Here is a 15,599-nt window from a genome sequence, read left to right as displayed (position 1 = left end):
ACTACGCCCGGTCGGCCGTCTGTATCAACGTACGGAATCGAGCGGAACCGCGGCGGACGGCGGAGTGAATCCGGGCAGTCGGGTCACACGGGGAGTATGACTTCCACCGACTTACCGACAGACGCACCGGGCGAGTCCGACAGGCAGGCGGGCGGCGGCCGTGGCAACGGCCCCCGCCGCAGTCGGCGATGGGGGAGGGTGGTCGCGGTCGGCGCGGTCGCCGTCGCGCTGCTTCTCCTCGGCACGCGGCTCAGTCTGCTGCCGGGGCTGGGTGACATCTTCGGCGAGAAGACCAACGACCGCTCGGGTCCCGCCGTGCTCAAGTCGATTCGTGACATGAGCAGGTACGAGGCGGCGGCGGGCAATTTCCAGGTCGTCGTCGATCTGGAGAAGGACACGAAGTTCCTCCCGGACGCGATCCGGGGCTCCCGCACGCTGTACGTCGGTGCGGGCACGGTCGGCGCCTCCGTAGACCTGGGCGACGTCGCCGAAAACGGAGTCGTCGTCAACGAGGACCGGACCACGGCCGAGCTCCGGCTGCCGCACGCCGTCCTCGGGAAACCGGCGCTCGATCCCGACCGCTCCTACGCGGTGTCCAAGCAGCGCGGGCTCTTCGACCGGATCGGGGACTTCTTCTCCGACAACCCCGGCAGCGAGCAGGCGGTGAACAAGCTGGCGGCCCAGCACATCGGTGAGGCGGCGAAGGAGAGCGGGCTGACACAGCGCGCCGAGAAGAACACCACCGCCATGCTCCAGGGCCTGCTCGGCTCGCTCGGCTTCGAGCAGGTCACGGTCCATTACGGTGACGTCCGAAAGTAAGCACGGCCACCGAGCGGACCGGTCTCCGTTGACCGGTCCGCTCGGTGGTTTCGCTCCTTGGGTCGGTCCCTCGCCCAACTCCCTTGAAGTGCAGCACCCTTGACGGTCACGCCTCGATGGGTATGGTCTAGTCCAAGTGCAGGGACGGCGCCGGACATCCGCGTTTGCGGGTGTGTCCGGTCATGGATCCTGCCGTTCCCTTCGCGCCTCTTGGCCCCACACCTGAGAGGCTGGACTGCCGCTATCGGGCTCCCCACAGTCCGCCCGCGTCGCAGCGATGCCTCATGTGAAGGAGAAGCATGCACGCGAAAAGGAAGACCGCCGTAGCCGTCGGTGCCGTACTCGCACCGGTACTCGCCCTGTCCCTCCCGGCAGGGTCGGCCAGCGCTCACGGCTACATCTCGTCACCGCCGAGCAGGCAGGCGCAGTGTGCCGCCGGAACGGTCAGCTGCGGTTCCATCACCTACGAGCCGCAGAGCGTGGAAGGTCCCAAGGGGCTGACCAGTTGCAGCGGCGGCAACAGCGCGTTCGCCGAGCTCGACGACGACGCCAAGGGCTGGAAGGTCACTCCGGTGAGTTCCAGCACCTCGTTCCAGTGGGTGCTGACGGCTCGTCACTCCACCAGCACATGGCAGTACTTCGCGAGCGGCCAGAAGATCGCGGAGTTCAACGACAACGGCGCCCAGCCCGGCGCGACCGTCACCCACCAGGTCGATTTCGGCAGCCTCAAGGGCCAGCAGAAGGTCCTCGCGGTCTGGAACATCGCTGACACGGCCAACGCCTTCTACGCGTGCATCGACGTCAACGTCAGCTGATCCCGCACGCACCGGCCCGCCGCTCCGGAGCACTGTGGCCGACCACGGCGCGACCTTCGGCGGGCCGGTAGGAGAAGGACCCCTGCCCCGTACCGGGCGGGGGTCCTTGGCGTGGCACCCGCGATCCCGGCCGGCACCCGGATGGCAGGCTCCGTCACCCGCATGCTGTGCGGGCCGCGCCGATCCGGCCGGGCACGGCGACGCTGAGTCCGTGACCGCGTCCGCAGAAATGGGATCAGCATGCTCATATCGAACCTCCTCGGCCCCGGCCGCCCGCGTCCCTCCGGGGTGTGGGCGCGTTCGCGTCGCGGGTACGCCTTCGCGGCCGCCTTCACCGTGGTGGTGAGCGCGGGAGGGGTGCCGGTCGCGGCGGCGGAGGAGGTCGCGTACGCCGCACCGGGCCCGGACGGAGGCGCCAGGGCCGCGGTGGTGCTGGTGCACGGTCCGCTCGACGCGTTCGGGCCGGGCAGGAGCGAGGCCGTCGGCCCCCTCGGTGCCCGGTTCCGGGGCGCGCGGGAGCCGCTCGCCCCGAGACGGACCAGGACCTTGGTGCCCGCGGTCATCGGGGGCGCCGCCGGGCTGGCCGTGTTCGCGGTCGGCGGCTTCGTGGCGGCCGCCCGCAGGCGCAGCGGCTACGGGCGCCGGCCCCACGGCTGACACCGCCCGGCGCGACACGTCGGCCGGGCCCTGGATTCGGGGCGGCCGATGTGGTTGAAGCGATGATGAGGAACCGCGGCCGATGAAGTGTCACGGCCGGATCTTCGACGACGGGACAGACATCATGCCTCTGCAGGGTGAGTACGAGCCCAGCCCCTCCCAGTGGGTTCGGGACCAGGTCGAGCAGTACGAGAGTTCGGGCGGTACGGAAGGGACGACGATGCGGGACCTGCCCGTCATCATCCTGACCACCCGGGGAGCCAGGAGCGGGAAGATCCGCAAGACACCGCTCATGCGCGTCGAGCACAACGGTGCGTACGCGGTGGTCGCCTCGAAGGGCGGAGCCCCCGAGCACCCCGTCTGGTACTACAACCTCACCGCCGACCCGCGTGCCGAACTGCAGGACGGCCCGGTGCGCCAGGACATGAACGTCCGGGAGGTGACCGGGGACGAGAAGGCGCTGTGGTGGGAACGAGCCGTCGAGGCGTTCCCCGACTACGCCGACTACCAGAAGAAGACCGACCGGCAGATCCCGGTCTTCGTCCTGGAACCGGCGCAGACCGCCCACTGACCGGCCGGACACAGGCACAGGCACAGGCACAGGCACAGGCACGGGTACGAGAACGGGGCGCGGCCGTATCGCTGAGCGCGCCCCGGAGGCCCCACCGGTTCCCCCGGGAGCCGTGGGGCCTCCGGCCGTCTCTCCGGTCTTCTCATCGGCCGGGAACAGCCGCCCGGCGCCCCGCGCGCAACAGCGGACACACGGCGGGCGATGAGCTGCTACGGGGCACGCGGCGCGGCGGGATACTCTCCAGCACGGCCCCTTGAGGTGTGGGGCCGATGGGGAAGGATTCAGGACCTGATGACAGACAATGCCCGCCTGGTCGCGTTCGTCCGGGCGCGTCTCGACGAGGAAGAAGACGTCGCGCGTGCGGCCGGCGGCGAGGGGTGGCGGTGTCCGGCCGAGGTGCCGGGTGAGATCCACGACCGCACCGGCGCGATCGCGTTCAGTCTGCGGACGCACGGTTACGACCACCACATCGCCCGGCAGGATCCCGCGCGCACTCTCCAGCGCATCGAGACCAGCCGCGTGCTCCTGGACGAGTACGCGGAGGTGGCCGCGCTGGACACCGACCGGCCCGAGCGGGACTTCGCCTCCGGGCGCGCCTTCGGCCTGGGCTTCGTGGTCCGGCAGATGGCCGCCGAGCACGCGGGGCACCCCGAGTACCAGGTGAAGTGGCTTCCTCGGTTCACCCAGTAGGGCCGGCGGCCGGGCCGCCGCGGCGCTCGTGCCCGGCCGCCCGCCGCCCTCCCCGGTGACCACCGCGCCTGCGGACGGCGGGCGACGGGGATCTCAGAGGGGATCTCACGGGGGGCTCAGAGGGGATTCATGCCTCCGTCGCCCTTCGTGCTCACCTGATCACTTCGCTCCTGGAGCCGGCGCGCCTTGTCCTTGAGGCGCTCCCGCTCCTGTGGGTCGGAGGCCCGCTCGGCGGCCTCCTGCATTTCCTGCGCCTTGGCGCGAATACGCTCGGCGCGGCCTCCGGATTCGTCCGCAACACTCATGATCACTCCTGGATCTCGGGGGAGAGCCGACGCCACCAGCGAATCAGCGCTCCCGCGCACCTGCATCTCGAACGGTGACCGACTGCTACGGATGCGCCGAGAGGTGGTCGGGGCGCCCGCCGGGGTGGCGTAGGGTGGGGATCACAACGACGCGGGGTGGAGCAGCTCGGTAGCTCGCTGGGCTCATAACCCAGAGGTCGCAGGTTCAAATCCTGTCCCCGCTACTTTCGAAGCAGGGCCCGGAACCATACGGTTCCGGGCCCTGCTTGTTTCGTCCGGGAGGCGGGAGGCCAGGGAGCGGGCCCCTCTGCCGGTCCGGCCCGCCCACGGCCTCTCACCGCCGGGACCGCTCCTTCTCTTCCGGGCCCGGAGTGCTCCCGCCCGCCGCGGTGCTGATCACCTGGTCCAGGACGTCGCGCGAGCGGAGCAGGTCATTGACGGTGCGGTCGATCCGGTCCCGCTCGGTGGTGAGTTCGGTGACCAGTGCCGGGGTGGCGTTGGCGGCCGGGCCGCCGTCGTCGTCACGCATGCAGGGCAGGATCCGCGCGATCCCTGAGCTGTGGAGCCCTGCCGCGTAGAGCTCCTGGATGCGGATGACGCGATCGACGGCGCGTTCGGAGAAGTCCCGGTGACCGCCGGGCGTCCGATCGGACGTGAGCAGGCCCTGTTGCTCGTAATAACGCAGCGACCGCTCGCTGACACCTGTGCGGGACGCCAGTTCCCCGATACGCATGCCCACCCCACGACTTGAACGTGACATCAATGTCAGGTTCTACGTTACCGGCATGACGAACACACAGCAGGCCCCCGTCGTATCCCGGCTGTTCGAGCCCGCCCGCCTCGGCGCCCTGGAGCTGTCCAGCCGACTCGTGATGGCACCGCTGAGCCGTAACCGGGCCGGGGCCGACGGGGTCCCCGGCGGGCTCATGGCAACCCACTACGCGCAGCGCTCCTCGGCCGGCCTCATCATCGCGGAGGGCACGACGCCGAACCCCGTCGGTCAGACCTACCCCCACATCCCCGGCATCCACAACTCCGCGCAGATCGCCGGCTGGCGCCGCGTCACCGACGCGGTGCGCGCCGCTTCCGGTACCCGGATGTTCCTCCAGTTGCAGCACGGCGGCCGGGTCGGCCATCCCGACACCAGCGGCCACCTCCCGCTCGCCCCGTCCGCCGTACGGTTCCCGGAAGAGCTGCACACCCCCGGCGGACCGCAAAGCGGTGTCGAGCCCCGTGAGATGAGCGTCCGGGACATCAGGTCCACCATCGCGGACTTCGCCACCGCCGCGCGCAACGCCGTCGAAGCCGGTTTCGCCGGTGTGGAGGTGCACTCCGCCAACGGCCATCTGCTCCACCAGTTCCTGGCGAAGAACACCAACCGCCGGACCGACGGCTGGGGCGGACCGGCGGAGGGACGGATCCGATTCACCACCGAGGTGGTCCGGGCCGTCGCCGAAGCCATCGGACCCGACCGGGTCGGCGTACGGATCTCGCCCGGACTGGGCGTCAACAGCGTCGAGGAGGGTGACACGGAGGACATCTACCGGGCACTGCTTCCCGCCCTCGCGCGCATCGACCCGGCCTATCTGCACCTGATCTACGCCGACCCGGACAGCCCGCTCTTCGCCGGGATCCGCAAGGCCTGGCCCGGCACCCTGATGGCGAACCCGGTCCTCTCCCGCGCGGAGGGTGCGGCCGACGGCGGCAAGCGGCGGGGCGAACGCCTGCTGGCCGAGGGCGCCGACCTGATCGCGCTGGGCCGGGGCTTCCTCGCCAACCCCGACTTCGTCGAGAGGCTGCGCACCGGCGCGCCGCTCAACGAGATCCGCCCGGAACTGCTGATGCACGTACACGGGGCGGAGGGCTACAACGACTACCCCGCACTGGGCCGCCGGTGAACCACGCGCATCGGACGACGGGAAATCGGTGCGGGCGGGCTCGTCGGGCGATCGCCGGTCAGCGCAGGTCGAGCCGCATCAGGACGCGGGGATGACCGGCGAGCACCGAGGTGGTGTCGGCCGCGTGGGTGAACCCGGCACGCTCGAAGTTCTTCCGGATCCCGGCGTACGCCATCGTCAGATCGACCCTGGCGTCGCCGTTGTCGAGCGGATACGCCTCGATCGCCGGTGCGCCCTGGGCGCGGGCGAACTCCACCGCACCCGCGATGAGCGCGTGCGAGATCCCCTTCTTCCGGTGGCCGGGGCGCACCCGGACGCACCACAGGGACCAGACCGGCAGGTCGTCTACGTACGGGATCTTGCGGCTGCGCGCGAAGGAGGTGTCCGAGCGGGGAGCCACGGCGGCCCAGCCGACCGGCTCCCCGCCGTCGTAGGCCAGCACCCCCGGAGGGGGCTGCTTACGGCACAGCTCGGCCACGTACTCACTTCGGGCCGGACCCCGGAGCTCGTTGCTCAGCTTCGCGGGGATGCGGTAGCTGAGGCACCAACAGACGGTGGAAGCAAGTGACTTCGGGCCGAGCAGAGCACGGGTGTCCTCGAAGACCGAAGCCGGGCGAACCTCAATGGTCATGCGCCCACCCTGCCACGGGCCGCACGAAGACGCCGGTAGGTGTCGAGGCGGTCAGCGGGGCCGGTGCGCGCCCGGTGTGTGCCCGAAGGCGCGGCGGAATACATCGATGAACGCGCTGGCTGACGACCAGCCGCACCTGTGGGCCACGGTGGTCACCGGGATGTTCTCGGCGAGCAGGACCAGTGCGTGGTACAGGCGCAGTTGGGTGCGCCACTGCGTGAACGTCATGCCGAGATCGGACTTGAAGAGGCGGGAGAGCGTGCGGTCGCTGGCGCCGGCCTCCCTGCCCAGTGCGGCCAGCGTGCGGTCGTCGGCCGGATTCGTGCGCAGGATCTCGCACACCGCCCGCAGCTGAGGGGCGGTCGGAGCGGGCAGGTGCAGCGGCTCCTGGGGCGAGGTCCGCAACTGGTCGAGCAGCACGGCCCGCAGCCTGCCGCGTTCGGGCCCGTCGTCGTACGGGGTACGCGTGTGGGCGAGGATCAGTTCGCGCAGGAGCGGGCCGACCGCCAGCACGGTCGGCTCGTCCAGGCCGAGCGGGTTGTCACCCGCGTCCAGGCCGACCAGGTGCAGTTCGAGCTCGCCATGGGCCTGGTGGGCGTGCGCGGTGCCGGCCGGTACCCAGATGGCGCGCGTGCCCGGTGCGATCCAGGTGCCCGTGCCGGTCGTCACGGCCAGTACTCCCCGGCCCGCGTAGACGATCTGGTGGCCGTCGTGGCGGTGGGCGTCGATGGCCGCTCCGGACGCCAGCCACTGAGTGCGGGTCGGCGCCACGGGCTCGTGGCGGATTCGCGTCATTGCTTGGCAGCATATCGGAAGCGCGTCACGTCCCTCGGCGATGAACATGGCGATGTGCCAAGGAACAGAACCATCCTCATGCTGTCGGTCGGCCACGCCTGCGTGGACATCTACCAGGGCGCCGTCGCGTCGCTCGTGCCGTTCTTCGTCGCCGAACGCGCCTACAGCTACGCGGCGGTCTCGGGTGTCGTGCTCGCCGCGTCCCTGCTGTCCTCGGTGGCCCAGCCGGTGTTCGGTGTGCTCACCGACCGCTGGGCGATGCCCTGGCTGCTGCCGGTGAGCACGATCCTCGGCGGGCTGGGCATCGCCCTGAGCTGTGTGAGCGGTTCCTACGCGCTGACGCTGACGTTCGTGGCCGTGTCCGGGGTCGGTGTCGCCGCCTACCATCCCGAGTCCGCCCGCGTCGCGCGGCTCGTCAGTCGGGGCAGCCATACCGCGATGGGCTGGTTCTCCGTCGGCGGCAACCTCGGCTTCGCCGCCGCCCCGCTCATGGTCACCGCGGTCGTCGCCTCCGGCGGCCTGCGCCTGGCACCGCTGTTCGTGGTGCCGGCTCTGGTCGGCAGCGTGCTGTGCCTGCCCGTCCTGCGTGCCCTGGAGAAGACGGCACCGGGCGGCTCAGGCGGCGCGACCGGGGCGGGCGCCGACGACAAGGCGTCGTTCGTGAAGCTGTCGCTGGCCGTGGTCTGCCGGTCCATCGCCTTCATCGGCCTGAGCACCTTCATCTCCCTCTACGTCAAGCAGCGCCTCGGCGGCAGTACCGCGGCGGGCACCGCGGCGCTGTTCGTGCTCTATCTCGGCGGCGCGGTGGGCTCGGTACTGGGCGGCAGCCTGGCCAACCGCTGGGACCGGGTCACGGTCGCCCGCTGGTCGTACCTCGTCTCGGTGGCCGCCGTCGCGGGGGTCGTGTACGTACCGGGCCCGGCGGTCTACGTATGCGTGGTGCTGACCTCCGCCGGCCTGTACGTCCCCTTCTCGCTCCAGGTCACGCTCGGCCAGGACTACCTGCCCACCCGCGTCGGCACCGCGAGCGGGATCACCCTCGGGCTGACCGTCAGCATCGGCGGCCTGGCCAGCCCCCTCATCGGCAGCATCGCCGACGCGACCTCCCTGCGCACCGCCCTGACCCCGCTGATCCTGATGCCCGCTCTGAGCTGGCTGCTGTTCCGCACACTGCCCGAGCCCGCCGCGCCGATGCCCGCCGCCGCGAAGCCCGCTGCGGCGCGCCGGACCGGCCCTCCTGTCCGGTGAGGGTTCCCCCGATCAGGAGCGGCGGCTGCGCCCGGCGCCCCGGCGGTTCGCGGTGAAGCGGGACGGTGGCCGGCCGAAGGTGCGGGTGAAGGCGGCGGTGAACGCGGCGGGGGAGGCGTAGCCGAGCCGGCCACCGACCTCGCTCACCGACGCGGTCCGCAACAGCGCAACGGACGCGAGCAGCCGGGCGCGGGCCCGCCAGACAGCGGGGCTGTCGCCCGTCTCGGAGCGGAAGCGCCGGGTGAAGGCCCGTTCGCTCATGGCCGTCCGCGCCGCCCATACGGTGTTGGTGACCGTCGCGTCAGGGGCGGCCAGATACTCGCGGCAGAGCCTCGCGAGGTCGGCAGAGGCGGGAATCCCGACGTGGAACGGCAGCGGGGCGCGCTCGGCGATCTCGTGGAGGAGGAGCGCGGCGACGGCCCCCTGCCGGCCGGACAGCCCGTAGTCCGCCTCGAACTCCACTGCGGCCAGGAGGAGTTCGCGCAGCAGGGCGGAGACGTCCACCACCGTGCAGTTCACCGGCCACCACGGGACCGCGTCCGGCTCGATGTACAGACTTCTGGTGCTCACTCCCAGCATGTGGACCCGGTGCCGGGTGGCCGCCGGGATCAGTACCGCGCGTTCCGGCGGAACGGTCCAGGTGCCGTCGGCGGTGTCGACGACCATGACCCCGGTGGCGCCGTAGAGGAACTGCGCGCGCCGGTGCTCGTGCCAGTCCAGTACGTGACCGGGCGGGTAGTCGGTGCCGATCGGCAGGACAGCCCGGTCGATGTGGTCGACGTCGGCCAGGGGAACGTTCTTCACCGTTCCAGCCTTCCACGCCACTGGCCGAAACGCGAAGGAATGGTGCTGATCATCGAATGCGAGCAGCCCGCCCGCGCTGGTGGAGTGGTGCCCATGGACGTGGTGGCATTGGCAGGGATCGGACTCCTCACGGGGATGACGACGGTGTTGTTCGGGTTCGGCGGCGGATTCGTCGCGGTGCCGGTCGTGGTCTGGGCGGACGCCGCACTCGGCGGGGACGCGATGCGGGTGGCGACGGCCACCTCGGCCCTGGTGATGGTGGTGAACGCGGGCTTCGCGACGGTCGTCACACCGCGGCAGGTGCTCCGCGCGCTCCGCGGCAGCGGCGCGCTGCTCCTCCTCCTGGCGGCCGGTGCCTCGGCCGGAGCCGCTGCCGCCAGGCTCGCCCCGGCCGGTCCGGTGCGCTGGGCCTTCGTCGCGTACGTCGCCCTCACCATCGTCGACCTGCTGCTGCGCCCGGGATTCCTGCGCCCGCGCACGCGGCCCGAGGAGGCCCCCGGCACTCCGCGCCCGCTGCCCGCGCTCCTGGGCGCACCGGTCGGGGCGGTCGCGGCCTTCCTGGGCGTGGGCGGCAGCGTGATGACCGTCCCCGCGATGCGGCGCGCCGGGCACCCGATGCGAGTGGCGACCGCCCTGGCCAACCCGCTGACCCTCGCCATCGCGCTGCCGGCCACCGCGGTGTCCCTGTGCGGTGCCTCGGTCCCGGCCGCCGCGGACGCGCACGTGCACCTGGCCGGTCTCGTCGATCTCCGCGCCGCCTCTGCGCTGCTTCTCGGAGCTCTGCCGGTGATCGCGGTGCTGCGCCGGCGCCCGCCGCGCATCCCCGACCGTACCCATGCCTGGGCGTACGTCGGACTGCTGGCCACGGTGATGGTGGCGATGCCGCTGGCGGCGTAGGGCCGGGAGCGCCACAGTTAGGATGCCCGAATGCGTGTACACGGCAACGGAGATGCGGCCGCCCTTCTGATCAACGGCACCGTCGGCGTGGGCAAGACGACCGCCGCCGAGGCCGTGGGTGATCTCCTCGCCGACGCCGGGGTCTCCCACGCGGTGCTCGACCTCGACAGCCTGCGGCAATCGTGGCCCGCTCCGCCCGGTGACCGCTTCAACTTCGGCATGCTGCTGCGGAACGTGCGGAGCGTCGCCGCCAACTATCTCGACGCGGGCGCGACACGTCTCGTGCTCGCGGGTGTGATCGAGCAGCCGGACGAGCGCCGACGACTGGCCGAGGCGGTGGGTGCCGGACTCACGGTGTGCCGTCTCAGGGCCGATCACGCTGTCCTTCGTGAGCGTCTGACCCGTCGCCATGACGGTGAACCCGAAGTACTGCGATGGCATCTGGACCGGTGCGGCGAACTGGACGCCGTCCTCGACCGTTCGACGGTCGACGACTTCACCGTCGACACGACCACGGGTTCGGTCACCGACATCGCCGCAGCGGTCATCAAGCGAGCCGGCTGGCTGTGACCGGCTGACGGAGGGGCCGGGCTGTTCCCACCGGACGTATCAGGCGGTGCGGGGCCGGCCCGGCGGCCAGGGGGCGGACAGGATCGGCACGATGTCGTACTGATAGCACGGCGTCGTGAAGCATTGCTTCGGCGCCGGGACACAGACGGAGCCCAGCGGTGCGATGACGGTGGCGCACGGGTTCGCCCGGTGCGCCGCGGAGCCGTCCACGGCATGTGCGGGACCGGTCGGTGTGAGCGTCAGGGCGGCGAGGGCGACCGGCGCCCCGGCGCGCAGCAGGTTCTTGAGCATGGGCAACAGGCATAGCCGGTCCGCCGCCCCCGGGGAAGGCTCTGGAGGCCAAGTCACCCGTCCGGGTTCCGGAGCCTCTCGTTCGGATCGGGCTGGGCTCAGGCCGCGCGGCGGCCCGTGTGCAGCGGGGTGCCTTCGGCGAGGCCCTCCGGGTCCAGCGCCAGCGAAAGGGCGGCGGTCGCGCCGACGTCCGCCAGGCTGTGCGCGTCGGGCAGGAGTTCCACGCCATCTGCGCCGGGCCGGTGGATCAGCACCGGGACGTACTCCCGGGTGTGGTGCGCATGGCCGATCGTGGGGTCGTTGCCGTGGTCGCCGGTGACGATCAGCCGGTCACCGGGGGCCGCGAGCAGTGCCACGAGCCCGGCCAGCCCGGCGTCCACCTGCTCCAGCAGCTGCCCGTACCGCGCGGTGTCCTGCTGATGGCCCGCCAGGTCCGTCTCCTGGACGTTCGCGACCACCAGGGCGTCGCCCTCCGCGCGTACCGCGTCCAGGGTGTGCGAGAGCACGTCGGCCGTGGCGACGGCCGGATGACGGGTCGCGGCCCCGCACACCAGGATGTCGGCGGCCTTGCCCACCAGGGTGACCGGGATTCCGGCCCGAGCCGCCAGCTCGGGGAGCTGGCGGGTGTGGTCGAGGGGGGCGCCCAGGTGCTGCACCTGGAGGCCGCCGTTGCGGTAGAAGCCGGTGGCCGGGGTGTCAAGACCGACCGATTCCCCGTCGCCGGGGCGGACGAAGTCGCGGAGCGGGCCGTCCGCGTGGCCGCCGACCGCGATGACCCGCGCGACCGGGGCGACGGCACGCACGGTACGGGCGATGGCGAGGATGCCACCGGGCCCGTCGAACGGGAGGTCGTCGAGGCGGCCGGACGCGTTCCAGTTGATCCCCGGATCGGCCTCCAGGTTGTCGTGGACCAGGACCGCCCCGTCGACGACGAGCAGCGGCTTGCCGTCCAGGCGTTCGACCCGGTGACCGGCGGCCGTGAGAGCGCCGGACACCTCGTCGAGGTGGTCGGCGAGCCGGGCCACCGTCACCCGGCTGAAGTCGGCGCCCATCATGGTCTGGTGCCCCGCGAAGGTGTCCGCGCCCGGGTAGCCGAGCGCGGCCCTGCCCGCGGCAACGGGCAGATGGGTGCGGCGCGCCAGGTCCGGGTGCGGGTGGACAAGGCCGAGCCCGAGCGCCCCGAGCACCGGCAGGCGCAACGGGCGCACGAAAGCGGCCCGGCAGTGGTCGAGTACGTGTCCGCAGGTGTCGGCGTTGAGGTCGCCGGGGCGCAGGGTGCCCGCGTCGGGCATGGCGCCGACGCCGAATCCGTCGATGACGACGATGACGGTCTTGGCCATGAGGTGCTCCTTACAGGGCTCGGCCATGGGCGTCGTACAGCCCGTTCAGCCGGGGGGTGCCGGAGGCGAGCCCGGAGACGACGGCGACGGTCGAGCGGGTGACGAAGATCTGGGTACGGAAGGCGAGCAGCGCGGTGTCCCCGGCACGGGCGTCCGCCGCGCGGTCGGGCGCGTCGAGCAGCCGGTAGTAGTCGATGTTCTCGGCGGGCGCGTCCTGCACACCGAGGCGGGTTCCGGTGCGCGGCAGGAGGGCGCTGCGGATGTGCGCGCGGGGGTAGAAGCCGCCGCCGAATATCGCCGGGCGGCCGTCGTCCAGGGTGTGGGCGACCTCGCTCACGTACACGTACGCGGGCTTCTCCGGCTGGGCCGGATCGACGGCGTGCAGCGGGGTGGTGCCGGTGAGGGCGTGGCCCGGCTCGCCGTGTGTCGCGCCCAGTTCGGCGAGCAGCGGGAGGGACGCCATCGAGGTGGCGCTGGGGGCGCTGAGCTTGAGGTCGCGGTGTCCGCGTGCGGCCAGGAGTTCGCGTGCCTTGAGCGCCAGGCCGAAGTTGGGGGTGGCGGCGGGCACGCCCGTCACCGGGTCGCACAGCACGCAGGGGAAGGCGGTGACACCGGCGATCCGGATGCCGTCCAGTGCTTCGGCCTCCTTGGCGAAGGCGTCCAGGCGGTCGAGCGGTACGCCGCCCTCCTGACCGGGATAGACGTCGCCCTCGGCCCCTTCGAGCCTGATCAGGACGGGCTGGACGAAGCCCAGTTCGCGGGCCGCGTCGGACACGGCACGGGCATTGGCCAGGTCGAAGACCGTGACGGTCTCCGGGCGCCAGGCCAGCATCTCGGGCAGCGCGCGCCGGGGGATCTGGACGAGGTGTCCCAGGTTGCCGGGCCGGGCTCCGGCGGCGTGCAGGGTGCGGGCCTCCGCCGGGTCGATGGCGGCCGAGCGGGGGATGTGCCGGGCGATGGCCCGGATCAGCTCCGGGTTGCGGCCCAGCTGCTTGACGACGAACCAGAGGCTGATCCCGAGGCGGTCGGCCTCGGCCGCCAGCAGCGCGGCGTTCGCCTCGACGGCGTCCAGGTCGACGACGTAGGTGTCCGGCGGGATGTCGCCGTTCCGGTGCAGCGCGGCCGCGGCGTCCACGAGCCCGGGATTGCGGGTGAGTACGGTGTCGAGGAACACGGTCAGTCGTCCTTCGGGTCGTCCAGGGCGGCGAGCGAGCGGCGCAGGATGTCGATGACGAGGTCCGCGCCCGCCCGCATCGGGTTGATGCGTACGGTCCAGTCGGCCAGTTCGGGGGCGTCGTCGAGAGCCGAGCTGGACATCCGGTAGAAGAGCGGCGCGATCTCGTACCGGGAGTTGGAGCCGACGGGGTAGGGGGCGGCTCCGAACCGGGCGGCGACGGCGGGCAGTCCCGCCGCGACGGGCCGGTCGAGCCGGACGAGCAGGCAGCGGTCCTGGGCGTTGGCGATGCGCACCTGCGCCACCCCGTCCACCTCGCCGGCCGCGAGCCGCTCCGCGACCTCCGCACCCACCCGGGACTGCACGGACCACATGACGGGAACGTGGGTGAGGGAGCGCAGGGCGTCGAGCGCCTGGTGGCCCTGGACCTGCCCGCCGCCGGAGTAGTTGTCGCGGCGGACGTGCTCGACCAGGTCGCGCGCGCCGACGACGAGGCCGACGCCCTCCGGCCCGTGCAGCTTGAAGAGGGAGAAGCAGGAGGCGTCGGCTCCCAGCTCCACTCCGGCGGCGGGCGTGCGCATCACGGCGTAGTTGTCGTCGACGATCGTGCGCACCCCCGCGGCCCGGCAGGCGGCGATGACCTCGGCCGGATCGTAGGAGTCCGCGAGCCGCTGCCTGGTGTGCTGGACGTACGCCCACCGGAAGCGTCCGGACTCCAGCGCCTCGCGGAGCGCCGAGGCGTCGTTGAAGTCGGCCTCGACGGTCTGCACGCCGATGCCCCGCAGGGTGACCTCTGTGGTGCGGTAGACCGGGGCGCGGTGGATGAGCAGCGGGTCGCCCGCCCGGACGGCCGCGTTGAGGGCGGCCCGGATCGCACCGGTGCCCGCGCCCTGGACGAAGGCGGCGTCCTGGGCCCCGAAGAAGTCCGCGAGCACGGCCTCCACCCGGGCGGTGGTGCGCGGCCGGCCGAGACCGGGGACGACACCCGCGTCGGACGAGAACAGCTGCTGGCCCTCGAAGTGGGCGGCGGTGGCCTCCAGCAGCCGGAACTGCCTGGCCACGGCGTCGTCCAGATCCACGGTCGCCAGCGGGAAGGTGGCGGGAAGCACGGGAGGTACGGGGCTCATGTCAGTTCTCCTCCACGTTCGCGCCGGTCAGGAAGCGCAGCGGATTGCGTCGGGTCAGCAGGTCGATCAGATCGTCGTCGGCGCCCGCCGCGCGCAGCTCGGGCAGGAAACCGCGGAAGAGGTGCCCGTAGCCCTGGCCGCCCTCGTCCAGCAGGTAGCCGTGGCGGGAGATGTCGCAGCTGAGCAGCGCCCGGTCGGCGTGCCCGGCCTCCACCAGGGCCAGCAGCAGCCGCAGCCGCGTCCGGTCGCTCTGGTAGGCCGACTTGCCCACGGTGTCGAAGGCGACGTACGCCCCGCGCGCCGCGAGCTCCCGGTGGACGCCCGGGTCGTCGAGCAGGTCCTGGTGGCCGATGCTGACGCGGTGGGCGGGCAGCCCCTCACCGGTGAGCAGTTCCAGCTGGGCGAGCCCGCCCCGGCCCAGCTGCGCGTGGGTGGCGAGGGAGAGCCCGGTGGCCCGCGCGGCCCGTGCGCCGGCCCGCAGCACCTTGGCCTCGGGAGCCGTGGGAACGTCCCCGTGGCTGCCGATCTCACCGAGGACGCCGGGCCGGACGCCGGTCGCGCCGATGCCGTCCTCGATCTCGCGGACGAGGACCGCGGTGAGCTGTTCCACGTCGGCGGTGTCGATCTCCGGGGTGTGGAACGGCTCGTAGTACCAGCCGGTCGCGGCGACCACCGCGACCCGCGCCTCCCGGGAGATCGCCGCCAGGGCGCCGACGTCGCGTCCCATGCCCCGGCAGGTCAGCTCGATGACGAGGGAGAGCCCGAACTCCTCCCGCAGCGCGCTCAGCTCGGCGGTCACGGCCGCCGCGTGGCGTCGCGGGTCGAGGACGGCCGCACCGTCGCCCCGCTGGTCCAGATCGAGGACCAGATGCTCGTGGGCGAGGGCCGGTCCGCGTACCGAAGCGGTCGCGACATCACCGGTGACGGTGCGCAGGGTGTGCGGGGCGGGGTGATTCATCGTGGGGAT

19 protein-coding genes and 1 tRNA gene are annotated in these 15,599 nt (G+C 72.2%); 10 read left to right on the top strand and 10 right to left on the bottom strand.

Annotated elements, in window-relative coordinates; all coding sequences use genetic code 11:
• Window positions 1-96 precede the first annotated feature (96 nt).
• From OG892_RS01300 to OG892_RS01280, 5 genes are all read left to right on the top strand, one after another.
• The gene (locus tag OG892_RS01300) at window positions 97-819 is read left to right on the top strand and encodes a DUF4230 domain-containing protein (RefSeq protein WP_371628214.1); all 723 of its coding nucleotides are present in this window, start codon (window positions 97-99) and stop codon (window positions 817-819) included.
• Window positions 820-1,118: 299 nt separating this feature from the next.
• The gene (locus OG892_RS01295; protein ID WP_073738892.1) at window positions 1,119-1,634 is read left to right on the top strand and encodes a lytic polysaccharide monooxygenase auxiliary activity family 9 protein; all 516 of its coding nucleotides are present in this window, start codon (window positions 1,119-1,121) and stop codon (window positions 1,632-1,634) included.
• A 240-nt stretch (window positions 1,635-1,874) separates the two neighbouring features.
• On the top strand, window positions 1,875-2,291 hold the full coding sequence (locus OG892_RS01290; RefSeq protein ID WP_371628213.1) for a hypothetical protein: 417 nt from the start codon (window positions 1,875-1,877) through the stop codon (window positions 2,289-2,291).
• Between the two features lie 124 nt (window positions 2,292-2,415).
• On the top strand, window positions 2,416-2,862 hold the full coding sequence (locus OG892_RS01285) for a nitroreductase family deazaflavin-dependent oxidoreductase (RefSeq protein ID WP_073738955.1): 447 nt from the start codon (window positions 2,416-2,418) through the stop codon (window positions 2,860-2,862).
• 291 nt (window positions 2,863-3,153) lie between these two features.
• Complete coding sequence (locus OG892_RS01280; RefSeq protein ID WP_073738890.1) at window positions 3,154-3,552, top strand: DUF6221 family protein; 399 nt, start codon at window positions 3,154-3,156, stop codon at window positions 3,550-3,552.
• Between the two features lie 116 nt (window positions 3,553-3,668).
• On the opposite strand, the gene OG892_RS01275 is transcribed toward OG892_RS01280, so the two are convergent.
• Window positions 3,669-3,857 carry a DUF6381 family protein gene (locus tag OG892_RS01275; protein ID WP_073738889.1) on the bottom strand — a complete coding sequence of 63 codons (189 nt, stop codon included), beginning with the start codon at window positions 3,855-3,857 and terminating at the stop codon, window positions 3,669-3,671.
• Window positions 3,858-4,007: 150 nt separating this feature from the next.
• On the opposite strand from OG892_RS01275, the gene OG892_RS01270 reads away from it, so the two are divergent.
• Window positions 4,008-4,081: transfer RNA gene (locus OG892_RS01270), tRNA-Met, on the top strand.
• A gap of 110 nt (window positions 4,082-4,191) precedes the next feature.
• Here OG892_RS01270 and OG892_RS01265 read toward each other — a convergent pair.
• A complete protein-coding gene (locus OG892_RS01265) occupies window positions 4,192-4,590 on the bottom strand; it encodes a MerR family transcriptional regulator (protein WP_073738888.1) in 399 nt (132 codons plus the stop codon).
• Between the two features lie 52 nt (window positions 4,591-4,642).
• Here OG892_RS01265 and OG892_RS01260 point away from each other — a divergent pair, with 52 nt between their 5' ends.
• A complete protein-coding gene (locus tag OG892_RS01260) occupies window positions 4,643-5,755 on the top strand; it encodes an alkene reductase (protein ID WP_073738887.1) in 1,113 nt (370 codons plus the stop codon).
• 58 nt (window positions 5,756-5,813) lie between these two features.
• On the opposite strand, the gene OG892_RS01255 is transcribed toward OG892_RS01260, so the two are convergent.
• A complete protein-coding gene (locus tag OG892_RS01255; RefSeq protein ID WP_328868171.1) occupies window positions 5,814-6,386 on the bottom strand; it encodes a GNAT family N-acetyltransferase in 573 nt (190 codons plus the stop codon).
• Between the two features lie 51 nt (window positions 6,387-6,437).
• Window positions 6,438-7,181: a helix-turn-helix domain-containing protein gene (locus OG892_RS01250; RefSeq protein WP_073738885.1), complete on the bottom strand. Its 744-nt coding sequence runs from the start codon at window positions 7,179-7,181 to the stop codon at window positions 6,438-6,440.
• Between the two features lie 54 nt (window positions 7,182-7,235).
• Here OG892_RS01250 and OG892_RS01245 point away from each other — a divergent pair, with 54 nt between their 5' ends.
• Window positions 7,236-8,429: an MFS transporter gene (locus OG892_RS01245; RefSeq protein WP_371628212.1), complete on the top strand. Its 1,194-nt coding sequence runs from the start codon at window positions 7,236-7,238 to the stop codon at window positions 8,427-8,429.
• Between the two features lie 12 nt (window positions 8,430-8,441).
• On the opposite strand, the gene OG892_RS01240 is transcribed toward OG892_RS01245, so the two are convergent.
• Entirely contained in the window at window positions 8,442-9,233 is a 792-nt protein-coding gene (locus tag OG892_RS01240; protein WP_073738884.1) for a helix-turn-helix domain-containing protein, read from the bottom strand.
• A 93-nt stretch (window positions 9,234-9,326) separates the two neighbouring features.
• Between OG892_RS01240 and OG892_RS01235 the strand changes: the two genes are divergently transcribed.
• Entirely contained in the window at window positions 9,327-10,130 is an 804-nt protein-coding gene (locus OG892_RS01235) for a sulfite exporter TauE/SafE family protein (protein WP_371631552.1), read from the top strand.
• Window positions 10,131-10,160: 30 nt separating this feature from the next.
• Window positions 10,161-10,700: an AAA family ATPase gene (locus OG892_RS01230; protein ID WP_371628211.1), complete on the top strand. Its 540-nt coding sequence runs from the start codon at window positions 10,161-10,163 to the stop codon at window positions 10,698-10,700.
• Window positions 10,701-10,739: 39 nt separating this feature from the next.
• Here OG892_RS01230 and OG892_RS01225 read toward each other — a convergent pair whose 3' ends face one another.
• The 5 genes from OG892_RS01225 to OG892_RS01205 all read right to left on the bottom strand — a co-directional run bounded on the left by OG892_RS01225 (window position 10,740) and on the right by OG892_RS01205 (window position 15,590).
• Window positions 10,740-10,991 carry a hypothetical protein gene (locus OG892_RS01225; protein WP_073738881.1) on the bottom strand — a complete coding sequence of 84 codons (252 nt, stop codon included), beginning with the start codon at window positions 10,989-10,991 and terminating at the stop codon, window positions 10,740-10,742.
• Window positions 10,992-11,089: 98 nt separating this feature from the next.
• Entirely contained in the window at window positions 11,090-12,331 is a 1,242-nt protein-coding gene (locus tag OG892_RS01220) for a phosphopentomutase (protein WP_371628210.1), read from the bottom strand.
• A gap of 10 nt (window positions 12,332-12,341) precedes the next feature.
• Window positions 12,342-13,505, bottom strand: a complete 1,164-nt coding sequence (locus tag OG892_RS01215) for an alanine racemase (RefSeq protein WP_328868178.1) — start codon at window positions 13,503-13,505, stop codon at window positions 12,342-12,344.
• 2 nt (window positions 13,506-13,507) lie between these two features.
• On the bottom strand, window positions 13,508-14,632 hold the full coding sequence (locus OG892_RS01210; protein WP_073738878.1) for an aminotransferase class V-fold PLP-dependent enzyme: 1,125 nt from the start codon (window positions 14,630-14,632) through the stop codon (window positions 13,508-13,510).
• Between the two features lies 1 nt (window position 14,633).
• Window positions 14,634-15,590: a phosphotriesterase gene (locus tag OG892_RS01205; protein WP_371628209.1), complete on the bottom strand. Its 957-nt coding sequence runs from the start codon at window positions 15,588-15,590 to the stop codon at window positions 14,634-14,636.
• Window positions 15,591-15,599 lie beyond the last annotated feature (9 nt).

It is taken from the genome of Streptomyces sp. NBC_00341 (assembly GCF_041435055.1).
Lineage (GTDB): Bacteria > Actinomycetota > Actinomycetes > Streptomycetales > Streptomycetaceae > Streptomyces.
The sequence above is the reverse complement of the archived record's forward strand: the minus strand, read 5'-3'. Positions and strand labels throughout refer to the sequence as shown.